Source organism: Thalassospira sp. TSL5-1, from assembly GCF_001907695.1.
Classification (GTDB): Bacteria; Pseudomonadota; Alphaproteobacteria; order Rhodospirillales; family Thalassospiraceae; genus Thalassospira.
Genome location: NZ_KV880637.1, coordinates 1,269,247 through 1,292,940 on the forward strand (window position 1 = coordinate 1,269,247; position 23,694 = coordinate 1,292,940).

The 23,694-nt window shown below is 54.0% G+C and carries 26 protein-coding genes; 15 read left to right on the forward strand and 11 right to left on the reverse strand.

Annotated features, from left to right (window positions below; all coding sequences use genetic code 11):
* Positions 1-17: 17 nt before the first annotated feature.
* The 3 genes from LF95_RS05985 to LF95_RS05995 form a co-directional block, all read right to left on the reverse strand.
* Complete coding sequence (locus LF95_RS05985; RefSeq protein WP_073954110.1) at positions 18-347, reverse strand: ribbon-helix-helix domain-containing protein; 330 nt, start codon at positions 345-347, stop codon at positions 18-20.
* A gap of 137 nt (positions 348-484) precedes the next feature.
* Positions 485-1,066: a DJ-1/PfpI family protein gene (locus tag LF95_RS05990; protein WP_073954877.1), complete on the reverse strand. Its 582-nt coding sequence runs from the start codon at positions 1,064-1,066 to the stop codon at positions 485-487.
* 236 nt (positions 1,067-1,302) lie between these two features.
* The gene (locus LF95_RS05995) at positions 1,303-2,313 is read right to left on the reverse strand and encodes a mechanosensitive ion channel family protein (protein WP_073954111.1); all 1,011 of its coding nucleotides are present in this window, start codon (positions 2,311-2,313) and stop codon (positions 1,303-1,305) included.
* Between the two features lie 232 nt (positions 2,314-2,545).
* Here LF95_RS05995 and LF95_RS06000 point away from each other — a divergent pair, with 232 nt between their 5' ends.
* On the forward strand, positions 2,546-3,448 hold the full coding sequence (locus LF95_RS06000; RefSeq protein ID WP_073954112.1) for an OmpA family protein: 903 nt from the start codon (positions 2,546-2,548) through the stop codon (positions 3,446-3,448).
* A gap of 181 nt (positions 3,449-3,629) precedes the next feature.
* Positions 3,630-4,310: a hypothetical protein gene (locus tag LF95_RS06005; RefSeq protein WP_073954113.1), complete on the forward strand. Its 681-nt coding sequence runs from the start codon at positions 3,630-3,632 to the stop codon at positions 4,308-4,310.
* A 131-nt stretch (positions 4,311-4,441) separates the two neighbouring features.
* On the opposite strand, the gene LF95_RS06010 is transcribed toward LF95_RS06005, so the two are convergent.
* Entirely contained in the window at positions 4,442-4,885 is a 444-nt protein-coding gene (locus LF95_RS06010) for a CoA-binding protein (RefSeq protein ID WP_073954114.1), read from the reverse strand.
* A 251-nt stretch (positions 4,886-5,136) separates the two neighbouring features.
* Between LF95_RS06010 and LF95_RS06015 the strand changes: the two genes are divergently transcribed.
* Complete coding sequence (locus tag LF95_RS06015) at positions 5,137-6,042, forward strand: protein-methionine-sulfoxide reductase heme-binding subunit MsrQ (RefSeq protein ID WP_073954115.1); 906 nt, start codon at positions 5,137-5,139, stop codon at positions 6,040-6,042.
* 21 nt (positions 6,043-6,063) lie between these two features.
* On the opposite strand, the gene LF95_RS06020 is transcribed toward LF95_RS06015, so the two are convergent.
* Together LF95_RS06020 and LF95_RS06025 are read right to left on the reverse strand one after the other, a co-directional pair.
* Positions 6,064-6,699, reverse strand: coding sequence for a LysE family translocator (locus LF95_RS06020; RefSeq protein WP_073954878.1), 636 nt, complete (start codon positions 6,697-6,699; stop codon positions 6,064-6,066).
* Positions 6,700-6,913: 214 nt separating this feature from the next.
* On the reverse strand, positions 6,914-7,711 hold the full coding sequence (locus LF95_RS06025) for an enoyl-CoA hydratase (protein WP_073954116.1): 798 nt from the start codon (positions 7,709-7,711) through the stop codon (positions 6,914-6,916).
* 278 nt (positions 7,712-7,989) lie between these two features.
* Between LF95_RS06025 and LF95_RS06030 the strand changes: the two genes are divergently transcribed.
* From LF95_RS06030 to LF95_RS06050, 5 genes are all read left to right on the forward strand, one after another.
* Positions 7,990-8,742: a hypothetical protein gene (locus tag LF95_RS06030; protein ID WP_143181951.1), complete on the forward strand. Its 753-nt coding sequence runs from the start codon at positions 7,990-7,992 to the stop codon at positions 8,740-8,742.
* Between the two features lie 191 nt (positions 8,743-8,933).
* Positions 8,934-9,377 carry a PaaI family thioesterase gene (locus tag LF95_RS06035; protein ID WP_073954118.1) on the forward strand — a complete coding sequence of 148 codons (444 nt, stop codon included), beginning with the start codon at positions 8,934-8,936 and terminating at the stop codon, positions 9,375-9,377.
* A 159-nt stretch (positions 9,378-9,536) separates the two neighbouring features.
* Positions 9,537-10,004, forward strand: coding sequence for a 50S ribosomal protein L13 (gene rplM / locus LF95_RS06040; protein ID WP_073954119.1), 468 nt, complete (start codon positions 9,537-9,539; stop codon positions 10,002-10,004).
* Positions 10,004-10,489 carry a 30S ribosomal protein S9 gene (rpsI, locus tag LF95_RS06045; RefSeq protein WP_073954120.1) on the forward strand — a complete coding sequence of 162 codons (486 nt, stop codon included), beginning with the start codon at positions 10,004-10,006 and terminating at the stop codon, positions 10,487-10,489. The genes rplM and rpsI overlap by 1 nt, the downstream gene beginning before the upstream one ends.
* A 106-nt stretch (positions 10,490-10,595) precedes the next feature.
* Positions 10,596-11,504 (forward strand): GNAT family N-acetyltransferase, encoded by a 909-nt coding sequence (locus tag LF95_RS06050; RefSeq protein WP_073954121.1) that lies wholly within the window; start codon positions 10,596-10,598, stop codon positions 11,502-11,504.
* Between the two features lie 70 nt (positions 11,505-11,574).
* Here LF95_RS06050 and LF95_RS06055 read toward each other — a convergent pair whose 3' ends face one another.
* The 4 genes from LF95_RS06055 to LF95_RS06070 form a co-directional block, all read right to left on the reverse strand.
* Complete coding sequence (locus tag LF95_RS06055; RefSeq protein WP_073954122.1) at positions 11,575-11,829, reverse strand: hypothetical protein; 255 nt, start codon at positions 11,827-11,829, stop codon at positions 11,575-11,577.
* Between the two features lie 151 nt (positions 11,830-11,980).
* On the reverse strand, positions 11,981-13,675 hold the full coding sequence (locus LF95_RS06060) for a phosphoethanolamine transferase (RefSeq protein ID WP_073954123.1): 1,695 nt from the start codon (positions 13,673-13,675) through the stop codon (positions 11,981-11,983).
* 118 nt (positions 13,676-13,793) lie between these two features.
* Complete coding sequence (locus LF95_RS06065) at positions 13,794-14,333, reverse strand: cytochrome b/b6 domain-containing protein (RefSeq protein ID WP_073954124.1); 540 nt, start codon at positions 14,331-14,333, stop codon at positions 13,794-13,796.
* 1 nt (position 14,334) lies between these two features.
* Positions 14,335-14,613 (reverse strand): PepSY domain-containing protein, encoded by a 279-nt coding sequence (locus tag LF95_RS06070; RefSeq protein WP_073954125.1) that lies wholly within the window; start codon positions 14,611-14,613, stop codon positions 14,335-14,337.
* A 148-nt stretch (positions 14,614-14,761) separates the two neighbouring features.
* On the opposite strand from LF95_RS06070, the gene LF95_RS06075 reads away from it, so the two are divergent.
* The 4 genes from LF95_RS06075 (at position 14,762) to argC (ending at position 19,467) form a co-directional block, all read left to right on the forward strand.
* Entirely contained in the window at positions 14,762-15,418 is a 657-nt protein-coding gene (locus LF95_RS06075) for a response regulator (protein ID WP_073954126.1), read from the forward strand.
* Positions 15,419-15,424: 6 nt separating this feature from the next.
* Positions 15,425-16,819 (forward strand): sensor histidine kinase, encoded by a 1,395-nt coding sequence (locus LF95_RS06080; protein WP_073954127.1) that lies wholly within the window; start codon positions 15,425-15,427, stop codon positions 16,817-16,819.
* A 48-nt stretch (positions 16,820-16,867) separates the two neighbouring features.
* The gene (locus tag LF95_RS06085) at positions 16,868-18,253 is read left to right on the forward strand and encodes a hypothetical protein (RefSeq protein WP_215905652.1); all 1,386 of its coding nucleotides are present in this window, start codon (positions 16,868-16,870) and stop codon (positions 18,251-18,253) included.
* A 167-nt stretch (positions 18,254-18,420) separates the two neighbouring features.
* Entirely contained in the window at positions 18,421-19,467 is a 1,047-nt protein-coding gene (gene argC, locus LF95_RS06090; protein ID WP_073954128.1) for an N-acetyl-gamma-glutamyl-phosphate reductase, read from the forward strand.
* A 76-nt stretch (positions 19,468-19,543) separates the two neighbouring features.
* On the opposite strand, the gene LF95_RS06095 is transcribed toward argC, so the two are convergent.
* Positions 19,544-20,968: an aminotransferase-like domain-containing protein gene (locus LF95_RS06095; protein ID WP_073954129.1), complete on the reverse strand. Its 1,425-nt coding sequence runs from the start codon at positions 20,966-20,968 to the stop codon at positions 19,544-19,546.
* A 114-nt stretch (positions 20,969-21,082) separates the two neighbouring features.
* Between LF95_RS06095 and LF95_RS06100 the strand changes: the two genes are divergently transcribed.
* The 3 genes from LF95_RS06100 (at position 21,083) to LF95_RS06110 (ending at position 23,641) form a co-directional block, all read left to right on the forward strand.
* Positions 21,083-21,964 carry a DMT family transporter gene (locus LF95_RS06100; protein ID WP_073954130.1) on the forward strand — a complete coding sequence of 294 codons (882 nt, stop codon included), beginning with the start codon at positions 21,083-21,085 and terminating at the stop codon, positions 21,962-21,964.
* 110 nt (positions 21,965-22,074) lie between these two features.
* The gene (locus tag LF95_RS06105) at positions 22,075-22,629 is read left to right on the forward strand and encodes a gamma carbonic anhydrase family protein (RefSeq protein WP_073954131.1); all 555 of its coding nucleotides are present in this window, start codon (positions 22,075-22,077) and stop codon (positions 22,627-22,629) included.
* Positions 22,630-22,738: 109 nt separating this feature from the next.
* Positions 22,739-23,641, forward strand: a complete 903-nt coding sequence (locus LF95_RS06110; RefSeq protein WP_073954132.1) for a DMT family transporter — start codon at positions 22,739-22,741, stop codon at positions 23,639-23,641.
* Positions 23,642-23,694: the final 53 nt, after the last annotated feature.

Genomic DNA, 23,694 nt, shown 5'->3' on the forward strand with positions numbered 1-23,694 from the left:
GTCTGATAAAATTCGGCTTATCCGGCAATGGCCCGGTTCGGGCTATCGGCAATTTTTGCGCTGCTGGTGACGGGCAGGGGGGATGTATCAGGCTGTTGTAAATATACGGTGCAAACAACCCGCAGAAGCGACGCAAAATTGGGTATGGTGCCGCGCTGGGCCACAACCTCGTCATGGAGGATCCCCAAAAATTGCGGTGTGGAGCATCCTTCTTTCAGGGAAATTTCATCCAGAATCTGCCAAAATCGCTGTTCAAGCCGCAGGCTGGTGACAACCCCGTTAATCCGGACGGACCGGGTAACGGTTTCATACAGGTCAGGGTCGGTTCCCGAATAGATATTGCACATGGTTTGCTTTCCTGGCTGTGTTGGCCTGTTTCACGACACAAGATGCAACAACAGGCTATGATGTTAACATCCAAAACATCATAGCCTGTTTATCTCTGTTGTGTCTCGGTCCAGCCAGCAGATAACAGGTGAGGCTGTTACAGGCTGATGGTTGTGCCCAGCACCTTCAGGAATTGTGCCATCCATTGCGGATGGGCGGGCCAGGCCGGGGCCGTGACCAGATTGCCGTCGGTATGGGCAGCATCAATGTCGATTTCCATATAGGTTCCGCCGGCCAGTGTCACCTCGGGCGCACAGGCGGGATAGGCCGAAACCTTGCGGTCACGAATGATGTCGGCAGCCGCAAGAATTTGCGCGCCATGACAAACCGCTGCGATGGGTTTGTTCGCGGCATGGAATTCCTTGACCAGTTCAATAACCTTTTTATTCAGGCGCAGATATTCCGGCGCGCGCCCACCGGGGATGACCAGCGCATCATAATCGGCTGCTTTCACATCCTCAAAATTCGCGTTTAATGCAAAGTTATGGCCGCGTTTTTCGCTATAGGTCTGGTCGCCTTCAAAATCGTGGATGGCGGTGCGAACAGAGTCGCCCGCTTTTTTCTCCGGGCAAACGGCATCCACCTTGTGACCAACTGCAAGCAGTGTCTGAAAAGGGACCATCGTTTCATAGTCTTCGGCATAGTCACCGACCAGCATCAGAATTTTTTTGGCAGGCATAATCGTTTCTCCCGTGATGATTGGTATGTGCAGGCGAAGCATAGAATATTTGCCCGTTGTGCGGGTAACAGCAGGCTACTACGCTTTGCAAAAGATGGTATTCTCGGACCACTTTGCCAGCCGGTTCATAAATACAGCGCAAAAAAAACGGACATCCACCAGGGACGTCCGTTTTCATTTGCGCATTATTCTGGTGCCAGATTCTTCCGGTACGAGAGTATAGCCTGCCGTCAGGCTCAGGCTTTTGTCTCGTCAGAGGTTTTATCTGGCGTCGGGTCGGCATCAACGCTGGCAGAGGTAGAAGTTGTTTTCTTTGCTGCCGGTTTGGCCGTCGTTTTGCTGGTTTTGGGCTTTGCTGCCGCTGTGCGCGACTTGCCTTCAGACTCGGCTTTTGCCTGCATGGCAGCAGAAAGGGCTTCGGCGCTATCGGATTTCAAATGCAGGTCGCGCTGCGGGAACGGAATAGAAAAACCGGCGGCTTCCAGTTCGGTTTTTGACCGACGGCTCAGATCCCAGAAGGTTGCCCAGAAATCCGGCGTATTGGTCCAGCCACGTGCGGTAATATCAACCGAGCTTTCCCCCAGATTGGCGACAAAGGACATCGGTGCCGGATCGGCCAGAACGCGGCTGTCGCTGGCAACCAGGTTTTTCATGAATTCCAGCGCGGCATCGACGTCATCTTCGTAGGCAATGCCGACTTTGATATCAAGGCGGCGGGTCGGATTGCGCGAATAGTTGGTAATGGCGCTGTTCCAGATTTGCGAATTCGGCACCGAAATAAAAACGCCATCGCCCGTTTTCATCAGGGTGGTGAACAAAGTAATTTCAACAACGGTTCCCGAAACGGAACCGGCCGAGACAAATTCGTCCACGCGCAGGGGCCGCAGCAGCAAAATCATCACGCCCGATGCAATATTGGACAGGGTTCCCTGCAGGGCCAGGCCAATTGCCAAGCCAGCCGCGCCAAGTACGGCAATGATGCTGGTCGTTTCAACGCCAAATTTGGACAGAACAGCAACAATGACAAATACAAGTATGGTATACTGTACGACACTGGCCGCTAGCGGCTTAAGTGTATTGTCAACAAGCTTGGTGTTTTTTAAGGCGCGTCGAACCAGGGCGGCGGCTTTGCCTGCGGCCCACCAGCCGACAATCAGAATGATAATCGCGCTGACGATCTGAATGCCCATTCCCAGGGCAAAAGCGCGAATCATTTCAACAATTGAATTTGTATCTGTGCCGTTCATGCAAACCTCGTATACTTGGCCACCGAAAATAAATTGATCATGTTTTTCTATTGTGGCGTATGGTGAACCTAGGATTACATGCTTTGATCGGGTTGAAAAGGTTGCTCGGAGCCACGATAAAAAATAATATCTTGGAACCTTTCGCTTTTTTGCACGTTTCCGGTCATAATAATACCACGTTTGGTACTATTGTTAGAGTTTGATAACAACCTGAACTACTGGGGCAAAGAACATGCAGTTTCGTTCGTCTTTACTAATCGCAATCGGCAGCGTCAGTATGCTGGCCGCATGTAGCAGCATCGACAATTCAGGCACCGCTGTTGCTTATGGTGGCAACCCGCTGACCTATGATAGCTCGCTTGATTCGGCCCTTCATGGCGCCGAGCCGACCACCGCTTTTGGCAAGGACCTCAAGGCGGAATACATTGCTTACGCAGAGCGTGAAGCTGATGAATGGTACGACTTCTTTGATGCTGACTTTTTTGCCCGCAAGGCAGCAAAAGTAGCTCAAAACGAAACCATCCTTCCGGAAGATCCGGCAAACTGGCGTTTTGACGACCAGGAAATCGCCCAGAAACGTGCCGTTCGTGAAGAACTGATCGGTCTTTTGGACGGCGGTGCACGTGAAGCGATGCCTGACGTTGCCGCAACGGCACAGGCCCGTTACGATTGCTGGATCGAAGAAAGTGAAGAAGGTTGGCAGACTGACCTGATCACCAAATGCTGGAAAGAATACGAAGACGCAATCGCCAAGCTGAAAGCACCGAAGGTTGCTGCGACCGAAACACAGCCGATGGCGGCTGCACCGCGTCTTTTCACCATTTTCTTTGATTTCGACAAATCCGAAATCACCCCGGTTGCCAAACGTGTTCTCGACGCCGCTGCCGAACAGTGGGCTGCAAGCCCGGGTATGGTAACTGTCGTTGGTCACACCGACTCGTCGGGTCCGGCTTCCTACAACCAGAAGCTTTCCCAGCGTCGTGCTGACACTGCGGCCTCCGCTCTGGAAGCACGGGGTATCAAAGCTGATGGCCTTGAAGAAAAAGCCGTTGGTGAAAGCGATCTGCTGATCCCGACTCCGGATGGTGTTCGCGAGCCGCGTAACCGTCGTGTTACCATTTCGATCGACAACTAATTTAAACTGTCGGTCATTTACCAAATCTTTGGCAACGGGATGGCATCATGCCATCCCGTTGTTTTTTTTGGATTGTGAGAAGGCGCGGGGATTCAGGCGGGAAAGTATGCTTGAAATGATCAGATAAACCCATACAGTCGTTGATCATGATGATCGGGCGTACTGAGACTCCGGGGGGAAAATGAACACAAAGTCGTTTTGGCAGAAGAGTGTTTTGTGTGCTGTTTCGGCAGTATTCGGGCTTGGTCTTTTAACGTTTTCCGGTGTTTCGGCTCAGGCAGCCGAGCCAACGCCGGTTGTTCCTTTTGAAAAACTGTTTGCCAAGGAGCGTGGGGATTCAAAAGTTCTCCGGTTTAACGGCTTTTCTGGCGAAATTCCCAATAAACGCATTAAGGAACTTTTGCGCTCCGGCCCGATTTTGGGGGACCGTGTTTTATTATCCGAAGATGTCGCCGTATATTTCCCGGATGGTTATATTGTTCAGTCCCGCGCACAGTTGGCAAAATATATCCCGTCGCCAGGGTTAAAACCGTTTCAGGTTCTCTCGCGGGATAATCTGGTAAAAAATCCGCGTTATAAGCTGGTCAAGGAATTTGACGGTGTTTTGGGCCGCGAATGTGCCCGTGTGGCTTATGGGAATGGTTTTGCTTCCATGCGCATCAACCGGGCTGGCGTGATGTCGCTCATTACCGAAACACCCGGTCTTTATGATGCCGTCATGGATGAAAACACCACGACATACGATGTTACCAGCGCGGTGAAACCGGTGTTTATTGGCAATAAGGGGCTTGTCCCCGACCTGATCCGCCTGTGTCAGACGGGGACGGGCAAAATTGCCGGTACGCTGACGGCACAGAAATAACCGTTAACAATACCCCGCTTTGTCCCGTCTTATGTTTTGTCAAAGGATGTGAAGTATTCAGGCGGGAATGTTGGTGCGATTGTTATTGTTAAAGTCCCCCAAAGCTTTTCGGCGCTTGGGGGACTTTGTTTTTACGGCTTGCGCCAGTCCGCGACAAAAAGCCTTGGAATTTCGATGGCCGGGCAACGATCCATTACAACGGTCAGGCCCGCAGCTTCGGCACGCTTTGCAGCTTCGTCGTTAATCACATTCAACTGCATCCATACGGCCTTGGCCTTGATGGCAATCGCTTCATCGACAACATCGCCTGCATCTTCGGAATTACGGAAAATATCCACCATATCGACCGGTTCGGGGATGTCTGCCAGCCGGGCATAAACTTTTTGATGGTGAATTTTATCGCCCGCCTGACCCGGATTAACCGGGATGACATGAAAACCACGCCCCAGCAGAAATGACATGACCCGATTTGACGGCCGTTCCGGTTTCGGGCTGGCTCCGACAAGGGCGATGGTTTTGGTGCTGTTAAATAATTCGCGCAGGCTGTTTGTGTCGGGATTGGTGAAATTGCTCATGTTGGGTTCTTTCCATCAGCGGAAGTCGCACATTCACATCATAACCTAAAGCGATTTTTCTTTAAGATATTATCGCATCGGGACAATGGGGCACAGGCAGTGATCCACTCTGATGCAGGCCTCTCGCAGAGTTGATCATGAGTTTAAGTGATCTTTGATGCGTTGTTGCGTTCTATAGGGAGGTAAATTTGCACCATGCTGTTGGCATGGGCGGGCAATGTCGCCGTTAAACCATCACAGAAGGGAAGCCCATGTTCCCGTGGCTTGATCATTCCGGTCGTTTTTCCAGTTTCAAGTTGATGGTTTTCATCGCCATCCTTGTGCCGGGATGTGTCGTGCTGTGGCCGGTTCTGTTTCATGATGGGGTGTCTTTGCCGATCAAGGATGCCATCCACGGATCAGGGGACTGGGCCATTCGCATGCTGCTGATTTCGCTTGCCATCACGCCATTCCGGCGTGTGACGAAATTTGCCAGGGTGGTTTTGGTACGGCGCATGGTCGGATTGGCGGCACTGGGCTATGCGCTGTGTCATTTGTTGCTGTATTGTATTGATCAGTCCTTTGATATCTCGCGCATTGCGACCGAAATTGTCGTGCGGATTTATCTGACCATCGGTTTTGTTGCGGTCATGGGCCTTGTTGTACTTGGCATTACCTCGACCAATGGCATGATGCGGCGGTTGGGGCGAAACTGGGGCCGGTTGCACAAGGCAAGTTACGTCATCGCGGCCTTGGGTATTTTGCATTTTTTCATGCAGTCCAAGGCAGATGTTACCGAAGCAACGCTGATGGCCGGTTTTTACCTGTGGCTGATGCTCTCAAGGGTTGCCAGTAAAATGAACTGGAAAATGAAGTCGCCCTTCACCCTGCTGGGGTTGGCGATTGTGGCCGCCATCGGCACAGTCGCGATTGAATATGCCTGGTTTGCCCTGGCAACCGGTGTTCCGCCCCTGCGGGTTTTGCAGGCCAATTTTTACTGGATGTATCCGCCACGTCCGGCCTGGATTGTCTTGATTGCTGGTGTCTTGATTGCCCTGTTCCCGATCATCAAACAGTTTTGGGAAAATTGGCGCAATAGGGATGATCCCAATATGGCGGGATCATCCTCGCGCCGACGTAACCGGGCAGGGGCGCGTGCCCGTGCCGCAGGTCGGTAAAACGTTCGCGGTTTTTGTTTTTCAGGTCGCGGCATTTGCGCGGCGCACAAGGGCCGTCATCAGCCCGGCGGCAATCAAAACCGAACCACCAGCCCGCCCCATGATTTGCAGGGCGCGCGGGCTGCGAAATTTTTCCCGCATGGTGCCAGCTGCCAGCGCCCATAGCAGCGCATTGATCATCGCCAGCCCGACAAAGGTTGCGATCAGAACGCTAAATTGCGGGGCGACCGGCTGATGCGGCACGATGAATTGCGGGACAAAGGCAATAAAGAAAACAATGCCCTTGGGATTGAGCGCGGTGACAATATAGGCATGCAAAAACATGCGGGACGGGCGGTTGCGCCGTGCCTCTTTGGAATCTTCAAGGCTATGGGGTTTTTCTCGCCACATTTTGATGCCCAGATATATCAGGTATCCGGCCCCAACAAGTTTGAGAATCCCAAACGCCGTTGCCGAGGCGGACAACACGGCGCCCGCGCCAAGCAGGGATAGGGTCATGGCGGTAAAATCGCCCAATGCCACACCTGGCACCGTGGCCCAGGCCGTTTGCCGTCCCTTGCCCAGGGCATAGCTGACCACCAGCATGATGGTCGGGCCGGGAATGGCCAGTACAATGCTGCAGGCCAGCGCATATGTAACCCATAATTCAATTGTCACAGCTTCCCCCATTGGTCCCGTATTCATGATCATTTATGATACGGTATTTGACCGTTTCCGGGCATTATAAATGTGGCATATATGGTTGCGTAAACCGGGGCTGCCCCGTCATGGAGGCGTCAATGGCGGATTAATGACGGGGCAATGATACAGCGGGCAACAAGGCTGCCTGCAGGCAGCGCGACCTAAAGAAAAATCGCTTCAAAATACTGTATTATTCATGCCGCCATGTTGGATGGCGTTTTTCAACAAAGGCCCCAATTCCTTCATCGGCATCGCGGGTTTGCATATTGGTGGTCATGACGGATGAGGCATAATCATAGGCTGCTGCCAGCGGCATTTCGATTTGGCGATAAAAGGCTTCCTTGCCGATTTTAACCGTTGAACCCGATTTTTCGGCAATGCGCGCAGCAAGGTCGCGTGTTGCGCTTTCAAGCGTGTCTTCTGTGACAACATCGGAAACCAGCCCCATCTGCCAGGCGTGTTCGGCGGAAATGGGGTCGCCAGTCAGTAACATGCGCATGGCGTGCTTGCGGGCAATATTGCGCGACAGGGCCACCATTGGCGTAGAGCAAAACAGGCCGATATTGACCCCGGGTGTGGCAAATTTTGCCGTTTCGCTGGCAACAGCCAGGTCGCAGCTTGCGACCAGTTGGCACCCTGCTGCTGTTGCCATGCCATGTATACGGGCAATAACGGGCTGGGGCAGGGTAACTATTCGCATCATTAATTCGCTGCATTGGGCAAACAGGGCAGCATGGGCGTCACAACTCGAAATACTTTTTAATTCTTTTAAGTCATGCCCGGCGCAAAAGACTGGCCCATTGGCCGCTAGGATCACTGCGCGAATATTCGGCGACTCCGCAATGTCATTTAATTCAAAAATAAGCGCCGACATCATCTTTGAGGATAGGGCATTTCTTTGTCGAGGTTGATTCAGAGTTAGTATGGATACTGCGCCACTATCCTCACGGACGATGTATTTTTCGGTATTTTCATCTTTTTGGATCATTTTTTCCTCCCGAATGCAAATTTTACTGCAAGTTCTTATACGAATGTCATAACATGGAAATCATGGTTGCCGTTACCACTTCGGTCAGACTGTCGTGACAAAACAACTTGTCCGCCAGTTTGTCTGAACATGCTAACTGCTGCTGGCATCAGGTGTACGACATGGAACAGCGCGATCAACCCGAGCGGGGGCCGCAGGATGTGGCGCCGTCGGCATATGTTTCCAACCGCCGGATACAAGAAGCGCGCCGGGTGATATCCCCTGCCAGACGCTCTTCCATGAACCGCTATGACCGCCCTGAAGTGATTGAAGAAGAACTTGAAACCAAAAAGGCCGCCGCGATCGAGCGTTTGGCGGCCAAGGGCATTAATGTTACCCGGATTGGCCCGGAGCCCACGCCGAAGGCAGCACCGAACCCGGATCAATATGTCTGGGAAATGGATGCGCCGCAATCTGCCCAGGGCCGTGAGGAAACGGCAGGCGGAGCAGGTCGTGACGTGGGAAATAGTGCCTTTGAATGGAAAACGGACGATGCGGCACGTCCGCGTCCAGCCACGGACATATCGACAAATACCGTTCCGGGGGCTGATGGGCTTGTAGGCACGGGTGAGAAACCCGATATGGCGACACAGATACAGACGGAGCATGTGAAAACCGATGATTTATTGTCGCGATTTACCCAGGAGCCAAAAGCTGCCTTGTCTGCATTTGATGCTAACCCGGATTTGACGAATATGCCAATTGAACAGCATGGATTGCGCTTACCCGACAGACAACCGGGTACGCCGCGCCCCCCCAAAAGAGAGCCTGGTGCGCCCGTGGACCTTGTCCAGACGGGGCGGCGGCGGGCAACCCCGGAAAGTTATGCTGCGCTTGAAGGCTTGGCTGCCCAGGCACAGAAAAAGGCAGAACCGCCCAAGCGCAAAGGGGTGGAGTTTTGGGCACCCCGGATCGGTGCCTATATGATTGCGGCGGTTGCGGTTGGCTATGTTTTGGTGCTGACCTCGATCGAGCTTTATTCACTGTTTTGATCTGTCCTGTCATGTTGGCAAGGCGCATCATTTTGAATGGCGGTACTTTTTAAGGTATCGCCGTTTGTGTTTTTGGGGGCAACGACGGTGCCACCTGAAATTCCTGCATGACCTTGCTGTGTTCTTACGTTAACGTAAACGTTAATAATAAAATGACGTGATGTCAGGATTCAGCAGGGAGAAACGTGATCATGGATCGTGGAAGTGCAGGCGGTATCAGCATGCGGGACTTTGATCGCATTATGGCCGAAAAGGTGCCCTTTGTTGGCGATATGGGGGTTGTTACGGAAAGTCTTGCCAACGGCGTTGCGCGGTTGAGGTTGCCGTTTAACCCGCGTTACATTCGCCCTGGCAACGTGGTTTGCGGACCAGCCATTTTCGCCCTGGCTGATATTGCGCTGTATGCGGTTGCCTGGATGGTGGCGCCGGTTGCCGATCATGCAGTTACAAGTGAGATCACGGTGCATTTTCTATCCGGCGCAAAGCCGGGTGATCTGATTGCGGAAGCCAGTATTTTAAAGGCTGGAAAGCGGCTGCTTGTTGCGCAGTGCGACATTCGATCCGCTGTGGATGATGCCCTGTGTGCCCATGTTATTGGGACCTATGCGATGCCGCCGGCGGGCACAGCAGGATAAAAAAGCTTGCGATTGTGTGGTAAAATAATACCAAAAGATATAAGTTGTTGTTTTATAACGAATTATTCCTGTTGCTTTCCCGGTAAAAATTGGCATACTGCGCCCACTTTCAGCGAGGGGCGATTCCCTCCGTGAAAACCAGTTTCAGGTAAAGAATTTATGAAAACCTTCACTGCGACACCGAGCGACATTGAGCGCAAATGGTTCGTGATCGACGCTGAAGACGTCGTTCTCGGTCGTTTGGCTGCAATCGTTGCCAATCGTCTTCGGGGCAAGCACAAAGCCATGTTTACCCCGCACATGGATTGTGGCGATCACATTGTTATCGTCAATGCCGAAAAAGTAAAACTGACCGGCCGTAAACTGACCGACAAGAAGTTTTACTGGCACACCGGTTATCCGGGCGGTATTAAAGAACGCACCATGGACAAGCTCCTGGGCGGCGAACATCCGGAACGCGTGATCATCAAAGCTGTTGAGCGTATGATGAGCCGCGGCCCGCTGCGCAGCCAGGTTATGACCAAGTTGCACGTTTATGCCGGTACCGATCATCCGCATGAAGCGCAGCAGCCGGAAGTGCTGGATGTAACGGCACTGAACGAAAAGAATAAGCGGAGCGCGAAATAATGGCCGACACCAAAACTCTTGAAGATCTCAAGGATCTGGCGCCGGCTGGACAGGCCGCTGCTTCTGAAAGCACCCTGCCGGAACCGAAGATCGACGAACTGGGCCGTGCCTATGCAACCGGCCGTCGTAAAAACGCCATTGCCCGTGTCTGGATCAAACGCGGTTCGGGCAAGATCACCGTTAACGGTCGCGAATTCGAAAACTATTTCGGTCGCCCGGTTCTGCGCATGCTGATCAACCAGCCGTTCGGTGCTGCTGCCCGTAACGACCAGTACGACGTGTTCTGTACTGTTGTTGGTGGTGGTCTTTCCGGTCAGGCCGGTGCCGTTCGTCATGGTATTTCCCGTGCCTTGATCAATTTCGAGCCGGAACTGCGCAAAGTCCTCAAAGCTGGTGGGTTCCTCACCCGTGACTCGCGTGCAGTTGAACGTAAGAAATACGGTAAAGCCAAAGCCCGCCGTAGCTTCCAGTTCTCGAAGCGCTAACCGGCAGCTATACGCAATCGCGATTTCAAAAGCCCGCTGGTTCGCCAGCGGGCTTTTTCTATTTGGGCCTATATATTTTCATCCACGCAAACATGCGGAGACCACAATGCAATACAGACTATTACAACAACAGGACCTGCCAGCACTTGAGGGTTTTTTGTCGGCCCATACCAGCAGCACAATGTTTTTGCGCAGTAATTTGCGTGCTGCTGGTATGGGCCGACGCAACAATAATCGTTTGTCCGCCGATTATTATGGTGCCGTTTCAGAAACTGGCGATATTTGCGCCGTCATCGCCCATATGCAGGCCGGAAACATTTTGGTTCAGGGGGGCGGGGATATGGTGCCGGATCATGCCCTGACCGAACTTGTTGCCTATTGTCGCAACCGGTTGACTGGGCGGATTGCCGGGGTTTTGGGGCCGTCAAAGGCGGCCAAAAAGCTCCATAACGCCTTTGACCTGCCATCGGAAGCCTTTGCCGTTAATCATGATGAAACCCTCTATACACTGGCCCTGGATGCCGTAAAACCAGTGGTCCATCCGCTGGGGGACAGTTATCAGGTCGAGGATGCCGCCCGTATGGACCGGGCGACCTTGCTGCGCTGGATGCGGCAATACGAGATCGAGGCCCTGAATGCCGAGGAAAACCTGGCATTGGACGGCCGTGTGGCGTCGCGTGTGGTCAATGCCCTGGAGGAGCGTTGCTGGTGGGTTTTGTTTGTTGATGGCCAGCCGGTGGCACTTGCCGGATTTAATGCCCGTTTGCCTGAAGCCGTGCAGCTTGGCCCGGTCTGGACGCCGCCGGCTTATCGCAATATGGGCTATGCCCGGTTTTTGGTTGGGCGTTGCCTGCTGGCCGCCCGGGCGCGGGGCGTCAAACAGGCCGTTTTGTTTACCAATAACCCGGCGGCGCGCCGTGCTTACGAGGCATTGGGTTTTGCCGCCATTGGCACATATTGCCTGTCGCAATTGCGCCAGCCTGTTTCCATCGGCGACCAATGCGCCGGTGTTTGATCGGTTGTGATCGGGGAAGGTCGTGATGTCATGCCCTTGACAGGGTTATGTATTCATGGGGCCTTCCCGGTCAGTTGCTGTTTTGCATGACCTTTAAAATGAGGGGCTGCAAACATTTCAGGACAATATTGGCCCCGATCACAAAGATGAAACAGTAAACCATAAAACCCTGCGAGACCACCTGCAGGGCGGCATAGGCGATCAGGACCCCAAACAGTAAAAATGCCGATATGCCCAAGACAATCATGATCATGTCGCTGACATATTGTTTCTGGGCGTCCGTGCTCATGTCGTTAAATTTGGGGCGAACCGGCTTTTTGCTCATGGATGTGTCCCGTTTTTGTCTCGCCTTTTGAAAACTGTTTTCAGCACTACTGGTAAAATCAGGCAGCTTTAAGAAGTTCTTGAACGCACAAGGCCGGTTCACCGCGAGCGTGAGGTGAACCGGCCCTGCTTTTGCCAGGTTATGGGGGAGTTTACTGCATAACCGGCAGCGTTGAGCTATTGGCAGCGGTACGGGTACTCGGCGTTTCACATTTCGCCAGTATATCCTGGTTGCTTTGATACAGGCTGGTTGAAATATTCAGCAATCCCAGCACCGTTGAAAACAGATTATCCTGTGAATAGGTGTCATCCCTGGCGGTTTTGCTGACACAGGCCGGATTGATATTTTTGCTTTCTTCCGTCTGTTTTGCCATCCACATGAACATGGGCACATGAGTTTGCTGTGAGGGGGCAAACATATAGGGCGCGCCGTGCAGATAAAGGCCGTTTTCCCCCAAAGATTCACCGTGATCCGAAATGTAAAGCAGGGATGGATTGTAATCGTCAGACAGGGTTTGCAGTTTGGCAATCAGTTGCGAGACGACATAATCGGTATAACGCAGGGAATTGTCGTAACTGTTGACCAGTTCCTGATGGCTGCAATTTTCAATGTCACTGCGCGGACAATCCGGGGTGAAGGTGCGGAAATCCTGCGGATATCGTTGGTAATAGGTTGGGCCGTGACTGCCGATTATGTGAAAGATCATTAGCTTGTCGCCCGGTTTCATTTTTGCCATTTCCGGGTCGATGTCCTGCAACATGGCGGCATCCAGGCAGGTGTGCCCATTGCACAGGTCAGGATACATGTCTGATGACAGCTCGATATTGGGGATACGGTCACACACCCCCTTACAGCCGCCGTCATTTTCCTTCCAGAACACCGAAACCCCGGTTTTCGCGACAATATCAAGCAGGTTTTCGCGTTTGGAGGCATAGGTGCCGTCAAAATTGGCCCGTGTCATGTCGGAAAACATGCAGGGCACGGAAATGGCCGTTGCGGTACCGCACGAACTGACATGCTCGAAACTGACCAGTCCGGGAATGTTGCGGGTAAAGGGCGACGTATCGCGCTTGTAACCATCCAGTTCGACATTCTCCGCACGGGCCGTTTCGCCAATGACGAGAAACACCAGGTTTGGCTTGCCGGAGGCCGGGTGATGTTTGGCATCTTCGCCAATGGTCTGGAACGGGATGAAATGTGCCCTGTATTGCATTTTACCGTATTGGAGACCGGCAACAACATAGTTGAACGGCATGGCTTCCTTGCCCAGGATTTTGTTGTTGCGGCCAATGGATGCGTAATTTTTATAATATCCCGCGCCCAAAAGCCCGGTACAGGCAAGGACCAGGGTAAGGATAACCAAGCGTTGGCCCAGACCGACAAAAACGGATTTGGGGTATTTGATCGGCATCGCAATCAGGATGGCGGCAGGTAAAATGCCGGTTGTCACCACCCAGAAAACCGAATTGCCACTGACATAGGAAAGGGCTTCGGCCGGGTAGGTATCGGCGAAATTGGTAAACATCGTCTTGTCAAAGACAATGCCGTAATGCTGCATGGCATAATTGACAACAGCAGCGGTCACGATAAAGAAAACCATCGCCGGTTTGAAAATATATTTGAAGCTGAAGGGCACAAAAACCAGGGTGAGTGCCAATATCACCACCAGCGGGGCGGTTGCGGCAAACAGCGGATCATAATCCTGCATTTGCGACAGGATCGCGTAAAAATGGCGCAATAATCCCCAGTTAAAAGTGACTGTAAAATACAGCACGACCAACATGAGTGCGATGCGATAATCAAGGGCAGGAAGGCGGAAATTTTTGCGCCAGTCTGAAAAATTCATCGGGAACATCCGTGGGCAGTCGCCCGTAAGCGGGCAGGGGGATTTTCAAAGAGTTCGGTTGTTGGTTTAGGTCGCTGGCAGCGCGGGGCTGAAACGTGCCCGTGTCACTACCGGGGTCTCAGCCGATATCGCCGGGTTCGGGCGGGCGTTTGCGTCCATTGATCATGGACCGGGCCAGGTTTTCGTGATGGCGCAAACTTGCTAGCAACACGCCGCCCACATGCAGGCCCACACAAACCATCAGGCTGTTTGCCAGAAATTCATGCACTTCCTTGATCCAGTGCCAGTCATGATAGGAGGGCGTGCTATAAAGCCAGCCAGTGGCCCCGGTTGCCGCCATCAGGCCCAGCAACAGTAAAATCATGGCCCCGCCAGCCGGATTGTGGCCGACATAACGTTTTTCATGGCCCGTCACGATGGCACGCAAATAGGCCAGCACATCGCGGGGCGGGCGGACAAATTGCGTAAAACGGGCATAGCGCGGGCCGATCAGCCCCCAAAGCAGGCGAAAGACCACCAGGGCAAGGGCGACATAACCGGTTTTTTCATGCAGGGAATCCCAGTTTTCGGCTGATATCCAGGCAACAGCAAAGCAGGTGGCCAGGCTCCAGTGAAAAATTCGGACCAACGGGTCCCAAACCCGGATTGTTTCGTTCATCTTACCCCTCCTGCACTTTGACAGGTTCAAGGCTGCGCGGGTCAAAATAGGCTTCAACCCTTTTGCCCTGCGCATCGGTGGCATAAACCTCGTAGCAGCCCTCGTCGGTTTTTATGCGCACGACCTGCCAGCCCTGACCCTCAAGCTTGTGCTGCAGGGTTTCGCGCGGTTGCCACTGATCCATCGGCGCCTTGCAGATATTTTCATCGGCCCGCGCCGAAGCTGTCAGAAGCATGCCGGTGACGAATGGTATCGCTGCGACCAAAATCCTGTTTTTCATCGTGTATCGTTACCCGGAATGTGAAAAACTCGTGGATCGGGAAGGTGCCAACCTTTGCTGACAGCAGGCTGAACGTGCCGGTTAATCGTTCAGCAAATTGTCAGTTTCAAAGGTTAGAGACAGCGGGCACAAAGGATCGAGGTGGGGAATGAGACTGCTGCTAATCGAAGACGAGCAAACACTGGGCAGCGCCCTGCGCGATCATCTGGTTTCCGAAGGCTATGCCGCAGACTGGGTTGAGAACCTTGAAGATGCCGAGCTTTCGATGAAATCAACCCGTTATGATGTGATTTTGCTCGACATCAACCTGCCCGATGGCAATGGCGTTGCCATGTTGCGCGCGCTGCGCCAGCGGGGCGATGCAACACCCTGCATTATTCTGACTGCACAGGACAAAATCTCGGATCGTATTGCCGGGCTCAATGCTGGCGCGGATGATTATTTGGTCAAGCCGTTTGATCTGGGCGAAATGATTGCCCGGCTGGCCGCAGTGGCCCGGCGTTATAGCGGTAATCCCAACCCGTTATTGCACATTGGTGATGTGGAAATTGACCTGGCCCGCAGGCTGGTTTTTGTTGCCGGTAAGCCGGTGGAACTGACCGGGCGGGAATGGGCGTTATTGGAGCAGTTTGCTCATAAGCCCGGCGCCACCCTGTCCAAGCGCCAGCTAGAAGATTCGCTTTATGAATTTGGTGCCGAGATTGAAAGCAATACAGTGGAAGTTTATATCAGCCGCCTGCGCAAGAAAATCGGCAGCGATCTGATCCGCACCCTGCGCGGTGTTGGTTATCGGCTGGAGGGGTAGGGGAGCATGTTTGGTGGTTTTTTCAAAAGCCTGACAGCCGGTATCATGATCCGGGTTGTTGTCTGGGTCAGTTTGTGCTGGGCCATTGCGGCGGCACTGGCCGCCTATGTGATCCATGATGAATTAACCGAATCCTTTGACAGTGGCCTGCGCGAAACCGTTCAGGGCAATTTGCCGCTGGCGGTCGAATTTTTGATGGACCGTCCGTCAAATTCCAAAATCACCCATATTCCGGCGCGCACCGCACGCCCCGCCAGCCCGGATGACAATGGCGATGCAGACCCGGAAGAATATATTATCTATCAAATCCGCGATGCGTCAGGCCGGGTGTTGCTGCGGTCGGACAATGCGCTGGAAACGCCCTTTGCCGCCCCTTTGATGGCAGGTTTCTGGCAGGATGACACCTTTCGGTATTATTCCGAACCCACCGTGGGTGGCAGTTTATACATGCAGGTGGCCGAACCGTTGGCGCACCGGCGCGAGGCCACCTTTGAAAGTGCAATGGCCATTTTGCTGCCATTGTTTGTGCTGGTGCCGGTGTTGCTGGTGGTGATCTGGTTTAGTGTGCGGGCCGGTATGCGCCCGGTTTACCGTTTCCGCCAGGATTTGGACCGGCGCGGGGCGGGGAATATGGAGGCCATTGCCATTGATGATTTGCCCGGCGAACTCGCCGCAATGGGGCAGGATGTGAATTTGCTGTTGGACCGTTTACGTGCCGCGATGAATGCCGAACGCGCCTTTGCCTCAAACAGTGCGCATGAATTGCGCACCCCTATTGCCAGTATGTTGGCCCAAACCCAGCAATTATTGACCGAGCTTCCGGCGCAAAGCCCGCATCGCGACCGCGCCATGCTGATTGAAAGGTCGCTGGGCCGCTTGCGCCGTTTGTCGGAAAAACTGCTGCAATGGTCGCGGGCGGAATCCGGCCTTGGCAAAACCCACGAGGTTCAGGAACTTGATCCGATCATTGATATGCTGATCGAGGATATTCATCGCAGCGGGCGCTTTAAAAATACAGTTTTGCTGCATCGGCACGGGTTGCCCTTGCGTGCGCCAATGGACCCGGATGCCTTTGGCATTTGTGTGGGTAATCTGTTGGAAAATGCGCTGGTGCATGGCGATGTCAGTGTGCCTGTAAAGGTGAGGGTCGAAGGCCCCCATCGCCTGATTGTCGAAAATAGCTGCGATAAGGTGCCGCCGCATATTCTGGCAAAGCTGACGCGCCGCTTTGCCCGGCATGGCAACAGCCCGGAAAGTTCGGGCCTGGGATTATCGATCGTGGTTGCCCTGATCGAGCAGGCCGGGGGCACATTTTCCTATGCCTCGCCCATTCCGGGGCAGGAGGCCGGTTTTCAGGCGGTGCTAACCCTGCCACAAGCTCCGGTCGAGGCAAATGATTGACCATATATCCAGTTGAGCATTGCTGAAAATTGCAGGCCTGCTATCTCTGTGACAGGATTGAGTCTGATCGGGACAATCCATTTTCATCCTGTCAGGAGGTCGACAATTAAGGGTGTGCGCATTTTTGCCATTCTGGGGCTGTTATTTTCGCCGGTCTTTGGGTCGGTAACAGCGCAGGCGCGCCTGGCGGACCCGCATCAAATTCTCTACGAATATGAGGGTCGGCCTTTGGCGGTGGGCAAGTTCAGCATTGTGTCGGCCTTTCAGCAGCGCCTGTTTCAGGCCGCAGCCCAATGCCGGAAAAAGACCCCGGCAAGTTATGGCACGCCCGACGGGGCGATTGGCGCAAATACCGTGCAGGCCATCAAGGATTATATCGCCTGCCGCCCCGACCTGACCACCGGGGCAGGGGGCGAGCCCCCAGAAAGCGACGGTGTTATTACCATTGGCCTGTGGCGATCCCTGATGCCCGACATAATGCCTTATCCCGATGCCATTGAACGGGCCAATCAACTGACCTTTGCGCTGGAAGGCACGGATTATGATCGTGTGCAATTTAACTTTTGCCAGTCGCGCAATCCTTCCACCGGCAAAAGATATATCGAAGGCGACCCTTATTGTTATTCCAACGACAAGGCGTCCTATCTGACATGGGGGCCGCGCGGGGCCACCGCAGGCCACGGGGCTGAAATTCAACAGATTATCGTGCTGGCCGAAAAGGCCCATCCCGGCCTGTTGCAAACGGTTTTCGGGCCGGAGGCCGATACCATGCGCCGCCTGGTTTTGGGCGATGAAGCCAGCGTGGAAACCATTTTATGTGCCGCCTGGGCCAACCCCGCAAGGCGAGAGGATTTGCGCGCACGCTTTGCCCGTTATGGCGCACTGCATGAGGTGCAGGAAGCCTATCGTATGGTCTATGAGGCCGCCAATGCCGATGGCGGCAAGGTGCAGCGGTTTTTCAGAATATACAAGGCCTTAAAGCCGGTTATTCAACGCGATCCGACGGAAATTGATGTGGCCTTTTTTATTGATCGTGCCACACATGGCGGGGCTCCGCCGGGGAATTTGGCACCGTTGATCGAAAAAATGAACTATTTTGTCACCCGCACCAAAAAGCTGCCCTCGCCAGGCGAAATGCGCAAACAACTGGCCGCCTGGTTGCCTTCCGCCCATAAATATAATGACCGCCTGGCACGCGATGCCATTTTTCTGATTGATGATCCTGATGTGAATTTGTCTGATGCGCATCGGCGTATCTGGCAAAAACGCTCTGGCTTGCGGGCCAGTTCGTTTGGTTTGTCTGACAAACGGTATGTGCCAGCCTATCCGGTGATGCCGGTAACGGGGTATGAGGCGATCACTAAATTCCCCACCGTGCGTCCGGCGGAAAAAAGGGCCTGCCCGGCGGTGGCATTACGCCCGCGTAACCCCTGAATTGATTGCGAAAATGCCGGGAACCCGTCGGTAATAATGCGTATATGCGTAAATTGCATGGAGATAACGGTTTTTTAGGGCCGGAATGTCTTGCATCAACGGGGCATGTTTGCCAACATCCGCACGTATTTACACGTCACTTTGCCATTTAAGGAGCAAGATTTGAAATGAGCGACGTCAAGGTTAAAGTCGGAATTCTCGGTGCCAGCGGATATACCGGGGCGGAACTGGTTCGCATTCTTGCGCACCATGCCGCTGCCGAAATCGTCCTGTTGACCGCAGACCGACGCGCCGGGCGTCCCTTTGGCGAGGTGTTTCCCCACCTGGCCCATTTGAACTTGCCCACTATGATTCGTATTGATGAAGCTGACTGGAACGGCGTTGATCTGATTTTCTGTGCCCTGCCGCATGGCACGACACAGGCCGTCATTGCCGGTTTGCCGCAGCATGTCAAAGTGGTTGATCTCTCAGCTGACTTCCGGCTGTTTGACGCCGCGACCTACAAGGAATGGTACGGGGCTGAACATGCCGCCCAGGATTTGCAAAAAGAAGTGGTTTATGGCCTGACCGAGCTGCATCGCGAAAAGGTTGCCAAGGCACGGGTTGTGGCCAATCCGGGCTGTTATCCGACCCCGGCACAATTAAGCCTGACGCCGCTTTTGGAACAGAAACTGATCCTGTCGGAAGACATCATCATTGATGCGAAATCCGGCGTGACCGGAGCGGGTCGGTCGCCCAAGGAAGGCATTTTGTTTGCCGAAATTACCGAAGGCATCCATGCCTATGCTACCGGCGGGCACCGCCATGCACCGGAAATCGAACAGGGGTTGTCCTGGGCTGCCGGCGATGACGTGATCGTCAATTTCTCGCCGCATCTTATGCCGATGAGCCGCGGTATCCTGGAAAGCATCTATGTCAAGCTGGCCGATGGTGTTACGCCCGAACAGATCCACGAGGCATTGGTCAAACGTTATGAAGGTGAGCCGTTTGTACGTGTTCTGCCCTTTGGCACCACCCCGCAAACCCGCCATGTTCGTGGATCAAACTTTGTGATGTTTGGCGTGGTCAAGGACCGGGTGCCGGGCCGTGTGATTATCGTTGGGGTTGAAGACAACCTGATGAAGGGGGCGTCGGGACAGGCGGTGCAGAACATGAATGTCATGATGGGCCTGCCCGAAACGATGGGCCTTGAGCTGGAACCGCTTTTCCCGTAATCGGGTTTAAATATGATTATATGATAAACGCGCCGGATTGTTGGATCCGGCGCGTTTTTTGTCTTTTTACGCCCGTTTAGCAACCTGCCGCGCGGGTGATTTCATGGTTCAAAAAGGCCAGAATACGCGGATGAAGCGACTGGGTGACGTTAAACCGCATCAGGCTGCCCGCCGATTTTGACAGGCTGAAAACATTGCCCGGGGCGAGAATGATATTCTGTTTCAGCGCGGCATGGGCGAGATTGGCAGCATCCATATCATGGGGCAGGCGGGCCCATAAAAACATGCCCGCACCGGGCGGTGTAACCGGGGTAATGCCAAGTACATCCAATTGGCTGGCGCAGTCCGTCATGGCGCGGGCCAGGCGTTGGCGGACATGTTCCATATGTTTGCGATAGGACCCGTCACGTAAAACCGACAATACCAGTGCCGATGACAGATTGCCGCCGCCAAAGCTGGTAGCGATTTTCAAATCCAGCAATTTGTCGATCCAATCGGGGTTGGTCGCGATATATCCGCAGCGGATGGATGCCGACAGGGTTTTGGAAAAACTGCCGATATGAACAACATTTTCCAGCCCGTCAAAGGCGGCCAGGCGCGGGGCGGGGCTGGTTTCAAAATCGGCGAAAATATCATCCTCGATAATCGTGATATTGTGTTTTTCACATATTTTAAGCAGCCGGTGCGCCTTGACCGGCGACAGGCTGGCCCCCGTCGGGTTATGCAGGCCGGAATTGGTAACATAAAGGCGCGGTCGGTTTTGTTCTGCCGCGTGCTCAAAGGCGGCCATATCCGGCCCGTCGGCCAAAAAGGGAATGGCGATAATGTGGGCGCGATGGGCGTGAAACAGGGCATGAAAGTTGAAATAACACGGGTCATCGACAAAAACCGTATCGCCCGGTTCAATTAGCAAACGACATAAAAGGTCAATCGCCTGGGTGCCCGATTCCGTTAACATGATCTGGCCCGGGGCCGGGGTGATGCCATGTTCGGCCATGCGCCGTGCCAGATGGTCCCGCAACGGAAGCAGGCCCAGCGGGGTGGCGTAATCCGTAATGGTGGCATCAGGGCCGCGTGCCAAATGGCGCAGGGCGCGGCGAATGGCATCATTTGGCATCCAGTCGGGTGGTAGCCAGCCGCAGCCGGGTTTTAACACGGCATCGTCACTGTTAAGCGATTGTCGCGACACCCAGAATGGGTCAATCGCGCGGTCGAGTTTCGGGGCCAGTTGCGCAATCGACAAGGGGGCCGTTTGCCCGGCAACAAAAAATCCTGATCCCCGGCGCGAGATAAGGGTGCCTTCCGCCACCAGCCGGTCATAGGCATCGACAACGGTGGATTTTGACACCCCCATTGTTTCCGCACTTTGCCGAATGGAGGGAATACGCGCTCCGGCCACCAGGCTGCGATTGCCGATGCGCTGGCGAATATGGGCCATTACCTGATTTACAAGGCTGTCGGCACGGTCAGTTTTGGGCGGCGAAGCCGGAATTTGCGCCATTTGTACTTCCAATAATACCAATACAGTTTGTCAAAATTGTATTGGTATTATGTCTGGCGCATTTGCGTGCGGCAAGCGAATGCTGCTTCTGTGCTTATGCAGAAGGAGGTCATGATGAACCGCACAACACAGGGCTGGATTTTCGGGTTTTTGGGAATGCTGGTTTTTAGCGGGTCGCTGCCAGCCACCCGTTTGGCAATGGCGGGGTTTGACCCGATATTTTTAACCGTGGCGCGTGCGGTTTTGGCCGGGGCAATGGCGGCCGCAATTTTGTTGCTGACCCGTCAGGCCTGGCCGGGACGGCGCGAGGTATCGTCGCTGCTGCTTGTTTCGTTGGGCACTGTGGTGGGGTTTCCGCTGCTAACCGCGCTGGCGTTGCAATATATCACCGCCGCGCATTCGGTGATTTTTATTGGTCTGCTACCGCTTTCAACCGCCATATTTGGCGTGTTGCGCGGCGGCGAACGGTTACGCCCGGTTTTTTGGCTGTTTAGCGGATTGGGCAGTGCGCTGATTTGTGGTTATGCCCTCCGCAATGGCGTGAATGGTGCGCTGGCGGGTGATTTGCTGATGTTATGTGCCATCGTCGTCTGTGGTCTTGGCTACGCCGAGGGGGCGACGCTTTCGCGCAAGATGGGCGGCTGGCAGGTCATTTGTTGGGCCCTGGTGGCCGCATTGCCGGTGATGCTGGTGTTGCTGTTTCTCACCATGCCAGCCAGTTTTGCATCGATCGATGCTGCCTCGTGGTGGTCGCTGGCATATGTTGCGATTTTTAGCAGCATTGTTGGCTTTTTACTATGGTATCGCGGCCTGGCCTTGGGCGGTATCGGCGCGGTGGGGCAATTGCAATTGCTGCAACCGTTTTTCGGCATGATGCTGGCGGCGGTCATCTTGTCGGAAAATGTCGATCAGGCAATGGTCTTGGTTACAATGGCGGTAATTGCCTGTGTGTTCGGGGCCAAGCGGTTTGCCCGCCCGGTGGCACGTCAGGGCTAGTTATTCCTGACCTGTTGGTAGGGTCGGGGAATGCAGACTGTTCCCTTGTTCGTGCGAAGCCGTTAAGCTTCCTGTCATTCCTTTCCCAACCAGCAGGGACCAGACAGATTATGCCAACGATCCTGAAATATCGCGATGCCGTGCCCGTGATTGATGAAACCGCCTTTATTGCGCCCAATGCCACAATCATTGGCGATGTGGAAATTGGCCCGGAAACCGGGATCTGGTTTGGCTGTGTTATTCGCGGTGATGTGCATGAAATTCGCATTGGCGCGCGCACCAATATCCAGGACCTAACGATGGTGCATGTCGCCAAGGACAAGTTTGGCACCTATATCGGCGATGATGTCACCATCGGGCATTCGGCTGTTATTCATGCCTGTACGCTGGAGGATCGCTCCTTTGTGGGCATGTCGGCAACGGTGATGGATGGCTGTGTCATTGAACAGGGGGCGATGCTGGGGGCAGGGGCGCTTTTGGCACCGGGCAAGCGCATACCGGCGGGGCAATTATGGGCCGGTGTGCCCGCGCGCAAGGTCCGTGACCTGGCCCAGGAAGAAATCGAATTTTTCAAGATTTCGGCGGACCGTTATGCCGCCCTTGCAAATGTTTACCGCACCGATATTGCCTCGGGTCAGGCGATTGTGTCCTTGCCGGATGATTAGGGCTGGGGCATAACCCTTTTTATCAAAGCGATATGTTTCCGGCATGGAAATGTATCGCTTTGTTTATGTGCCGTTTTTATTGATGTGATCGTGGGTATCGGAACCTTTTATGACGCGCTGGCAGGCCAATGGCATTATCGTTTTTGTCGCCCTGATCTGGGGCACGACCTTTGTTGTGCAACAGACCAGCATGGACAGTATCGGTCCGTTCTATTTTACCGGCATCCGGTTTTTGCTCGGTACCATTGCGGTGCTGCCCTTTGCTCTGCGTGAAATTTCGCGCCTTTATGTCGCCGGTTACAGGTTTTCGCGCCGCGATAAAATCGGCCTGCTGGCAACGGGCCTTGCGATGTTTTTGGCCTCTATTCTGCAGCAAATTGGCATTATCGATACAACCGTGACCAATGCGGCGTTCCTGACGGCGTTTTATGTGCCGACCGTGCCAATCTTGGCCTTGCTGGTGTTTCGCATTGTGCCGCATTGGGCGGTATGGCCGGGTGGGGTTTTGTGTGTTGCGGGCACCTATATGCTCAGCGGTGGCAATCTTTCCGCCTTGGGCGAGGGCGATTTCTGGGTCATGAGCAGCGCGCTTTTCTGGGCGGCACAGGTGGTGCTGGTGGGTATTATGGCGCAACGGACCCGCGCGCCGTTAACGGTTGCAATGGTCCAGTTTTTTGTTACCGGTGTTTTGGGTGTTGTCATGGGTGCCATGACCGAGGATTTCAGCCTACAATCGGTTTATGGGGCCGGGTTCGAGATTTTATATGCCGGTCTCATGTCGGCCGGTTTGGCCTTTACCCTGCAATGTGTGGCGCAAAATTACACCGAAGCCGCCGATGCCGCGATTATCATGAGTGCCGAAGCCGTCTTTGCTGCCATCGCCGGGGCGATATTTTTGGGTGAACGCCTGGATCCTGTTGAATATGCCGGGTGCGGCCTGATTTTGGTGGCGATTATCGCCGTGCAATTGCTGCCGCTTTTGCGTCGGCGTCGTCGTTCTGTGGCGGTGTAAGGGCAAAGGCCAGAGTATTGGCCCACTGCTTTCTTCGCGATCGGGCTTGACCT

Excerpts from the sequence above, each read along its gene's own strand:
- LF95_RS05985 (WP_073954110.1), bottom strand. The coding sequence starts at position 347 with ATGTGCAATATCTATTCGGGAACCGACCCTGACCTGTATGAAACCGTT.
- LF95_RS05990 (WP_073954877.1), bottom strand. The coding sequence starts at position 1,066 with ATGCCTGCCAAAAAAATTCTGATGCTGGTCGGTGACTATGCCGAAGAC.
- LF95_RS05995 (WP_073954111.1), bottom strand. The coding sequence starts at position 2,313 with ATGAACGGCACAGATACAAATTCAATTGTTGAAATGATTCGCGCTTTT.
- LF95_RS06000 (WP_073954112.1), top strand. The coding sequence starts at position 2,546 with ATGCAGTTTCGTTCGTCTTTACTAATCGCAATCGGCAGCGTCAGTATG.
- LF95_RS06005 (WP_073954113.1), top strand. The coding sequence starts at position 3,630 with ATGAACACAAAGTCGTTTTGGCAGAAGAGTGTTTTGTGTGCTGTTTCG.
- LF95_RS06010 (WP_073954114.1), bottom strand. The coding sequence starts at position 4,885 with ATGAGCAATTTCACCAATCCCGACACAAACAGCCTGCGCGAATTATTT.
- LF95_RS06015 (WP_073954115.1), top strand. The coding sequence starts at position 5,137 with ATGTTCCCGTGGCTTGATCATTCCGGTCGTTTTTCCAGTTTCAAGTTG.
- LF95_RS06025 (WP_073954116.1), bottom strand. The coding sequence starts at position 7,711 with ATGATCCAAAAAGATGAAAATACCGAAAAATACATCGTCCGTGAGGAT.
- LF95_RS06030 (WP_143181951.1), top strand. The coding sequence starts at position 7,990 with ATGAACCGCTATGACCGCCCTGAAGTGATTGAAGAAGAACTTGAAACC.
- LF95_RS06035 (WP_073954118.1), top strand. The coding sequence starts at position 8,934 with ATGGATCGTGGAAGTGCAGGCGGTATCAGCATGCGGGACTTTGATCGC.
- rplM (WP_073954119.1), top strand. The coding sequence starts at position 9,537 with ATGAAAACCTTCACTGCGACACCGAGCGACATTGAGCGCAAATGGTTC.
- rpsI (WP_073954120.1), top strand. The coding sequence starts at position 10,004 with ATGGCCGACACCAAAACTCTTGAAGATCTCAAGGATCTGGCGCCGGCT.
- LF95_RS06050 (WP_073954121.1), top strand. The coding sequence starts at position 10,596 with ATGCAATACAGACTATTACAACAACAGGACCTGCCAGCACTTGAGGGT.
- LF95_RS06055 (WP_073954122.1), bottom strand. The coding sequence starts at position 11,829 with ATGAGCAAAAAGCCGGTTCGCCCCAAATTTAACGACATGAGCACGGAC.
- LF95_RS06060 (WP_073954123.1), bottom strand. The coding sequence starts at position 13,675 with ATGAATTTTTCAGACTGGCGCAAAAATTTCCGCCTTCCTGCCCTTGAT.
- LF95_RS06065 (WP_073954124.1), bottom strand. The coding sequence starts at position 14,333 with ATGAACGAAACAATCCGGGTTTGGGACCCGTTGGTCCGAATTTTTCAC.
- LF95_RS06070 (WP_073954125.1), bottom strand. The coding sequence starts at position 14,613 with ATGAAAAACAGGATTTTGGTCGCAGCGATACCATTCGTCACCGGCATG.
- LF95_RS06075 (WP_073954126.1), top strand. The coding sequence starts at position 14,762 with ATGAGACTGCTGCTAATCGAAGACGAGCAAACACTGGGCAGCGCCCTG.
- LF95_RS06080 (WP_073954127.1), top strand. The coding sequence starts at position 15,425 with ATGTTTGGTGGTTTTTTCAAAAGCCTGACAGCCGGTATCATGATCCGG.
- argC (WP_073954128.1), top strand. The coding sequence starts at position 18,421 with ATGAGCGACGTCAAGGTTAAAGTCGGAATTCTCGGTGCCAGCGGATAT.
- LF95_RS06095 (WP_073954129.1), bottom strand. The coding sequence starts at position 20,968 with ATGGCGCAAATTCCGGCTTCGCCGCCCAAAACTGACCGTGCCGACAGC.
- LF95_RS06100 (WP_073954130.1), top strand. The coding sequence starts at position 21,083 with ATGAACCGCACAACACAGGGCTGGATTTTCGGGTTTTTGGGAATGCTG.
- LF95_RS06105 (WP_073954131.1), top strand. The coding sequence starts at position 22,075 with ATGCCAACGATCCTGAAATATCGCGATGCCGTGCCCGTGATTGATGAA.
- LF95_RS06110 (WP_073954132.1), top strand. The coding sequence starts at position 22,739 with ATGACGCGCTGGCAGGCCAATGGCATTATCGTTTTTGTCGCCCTGATC.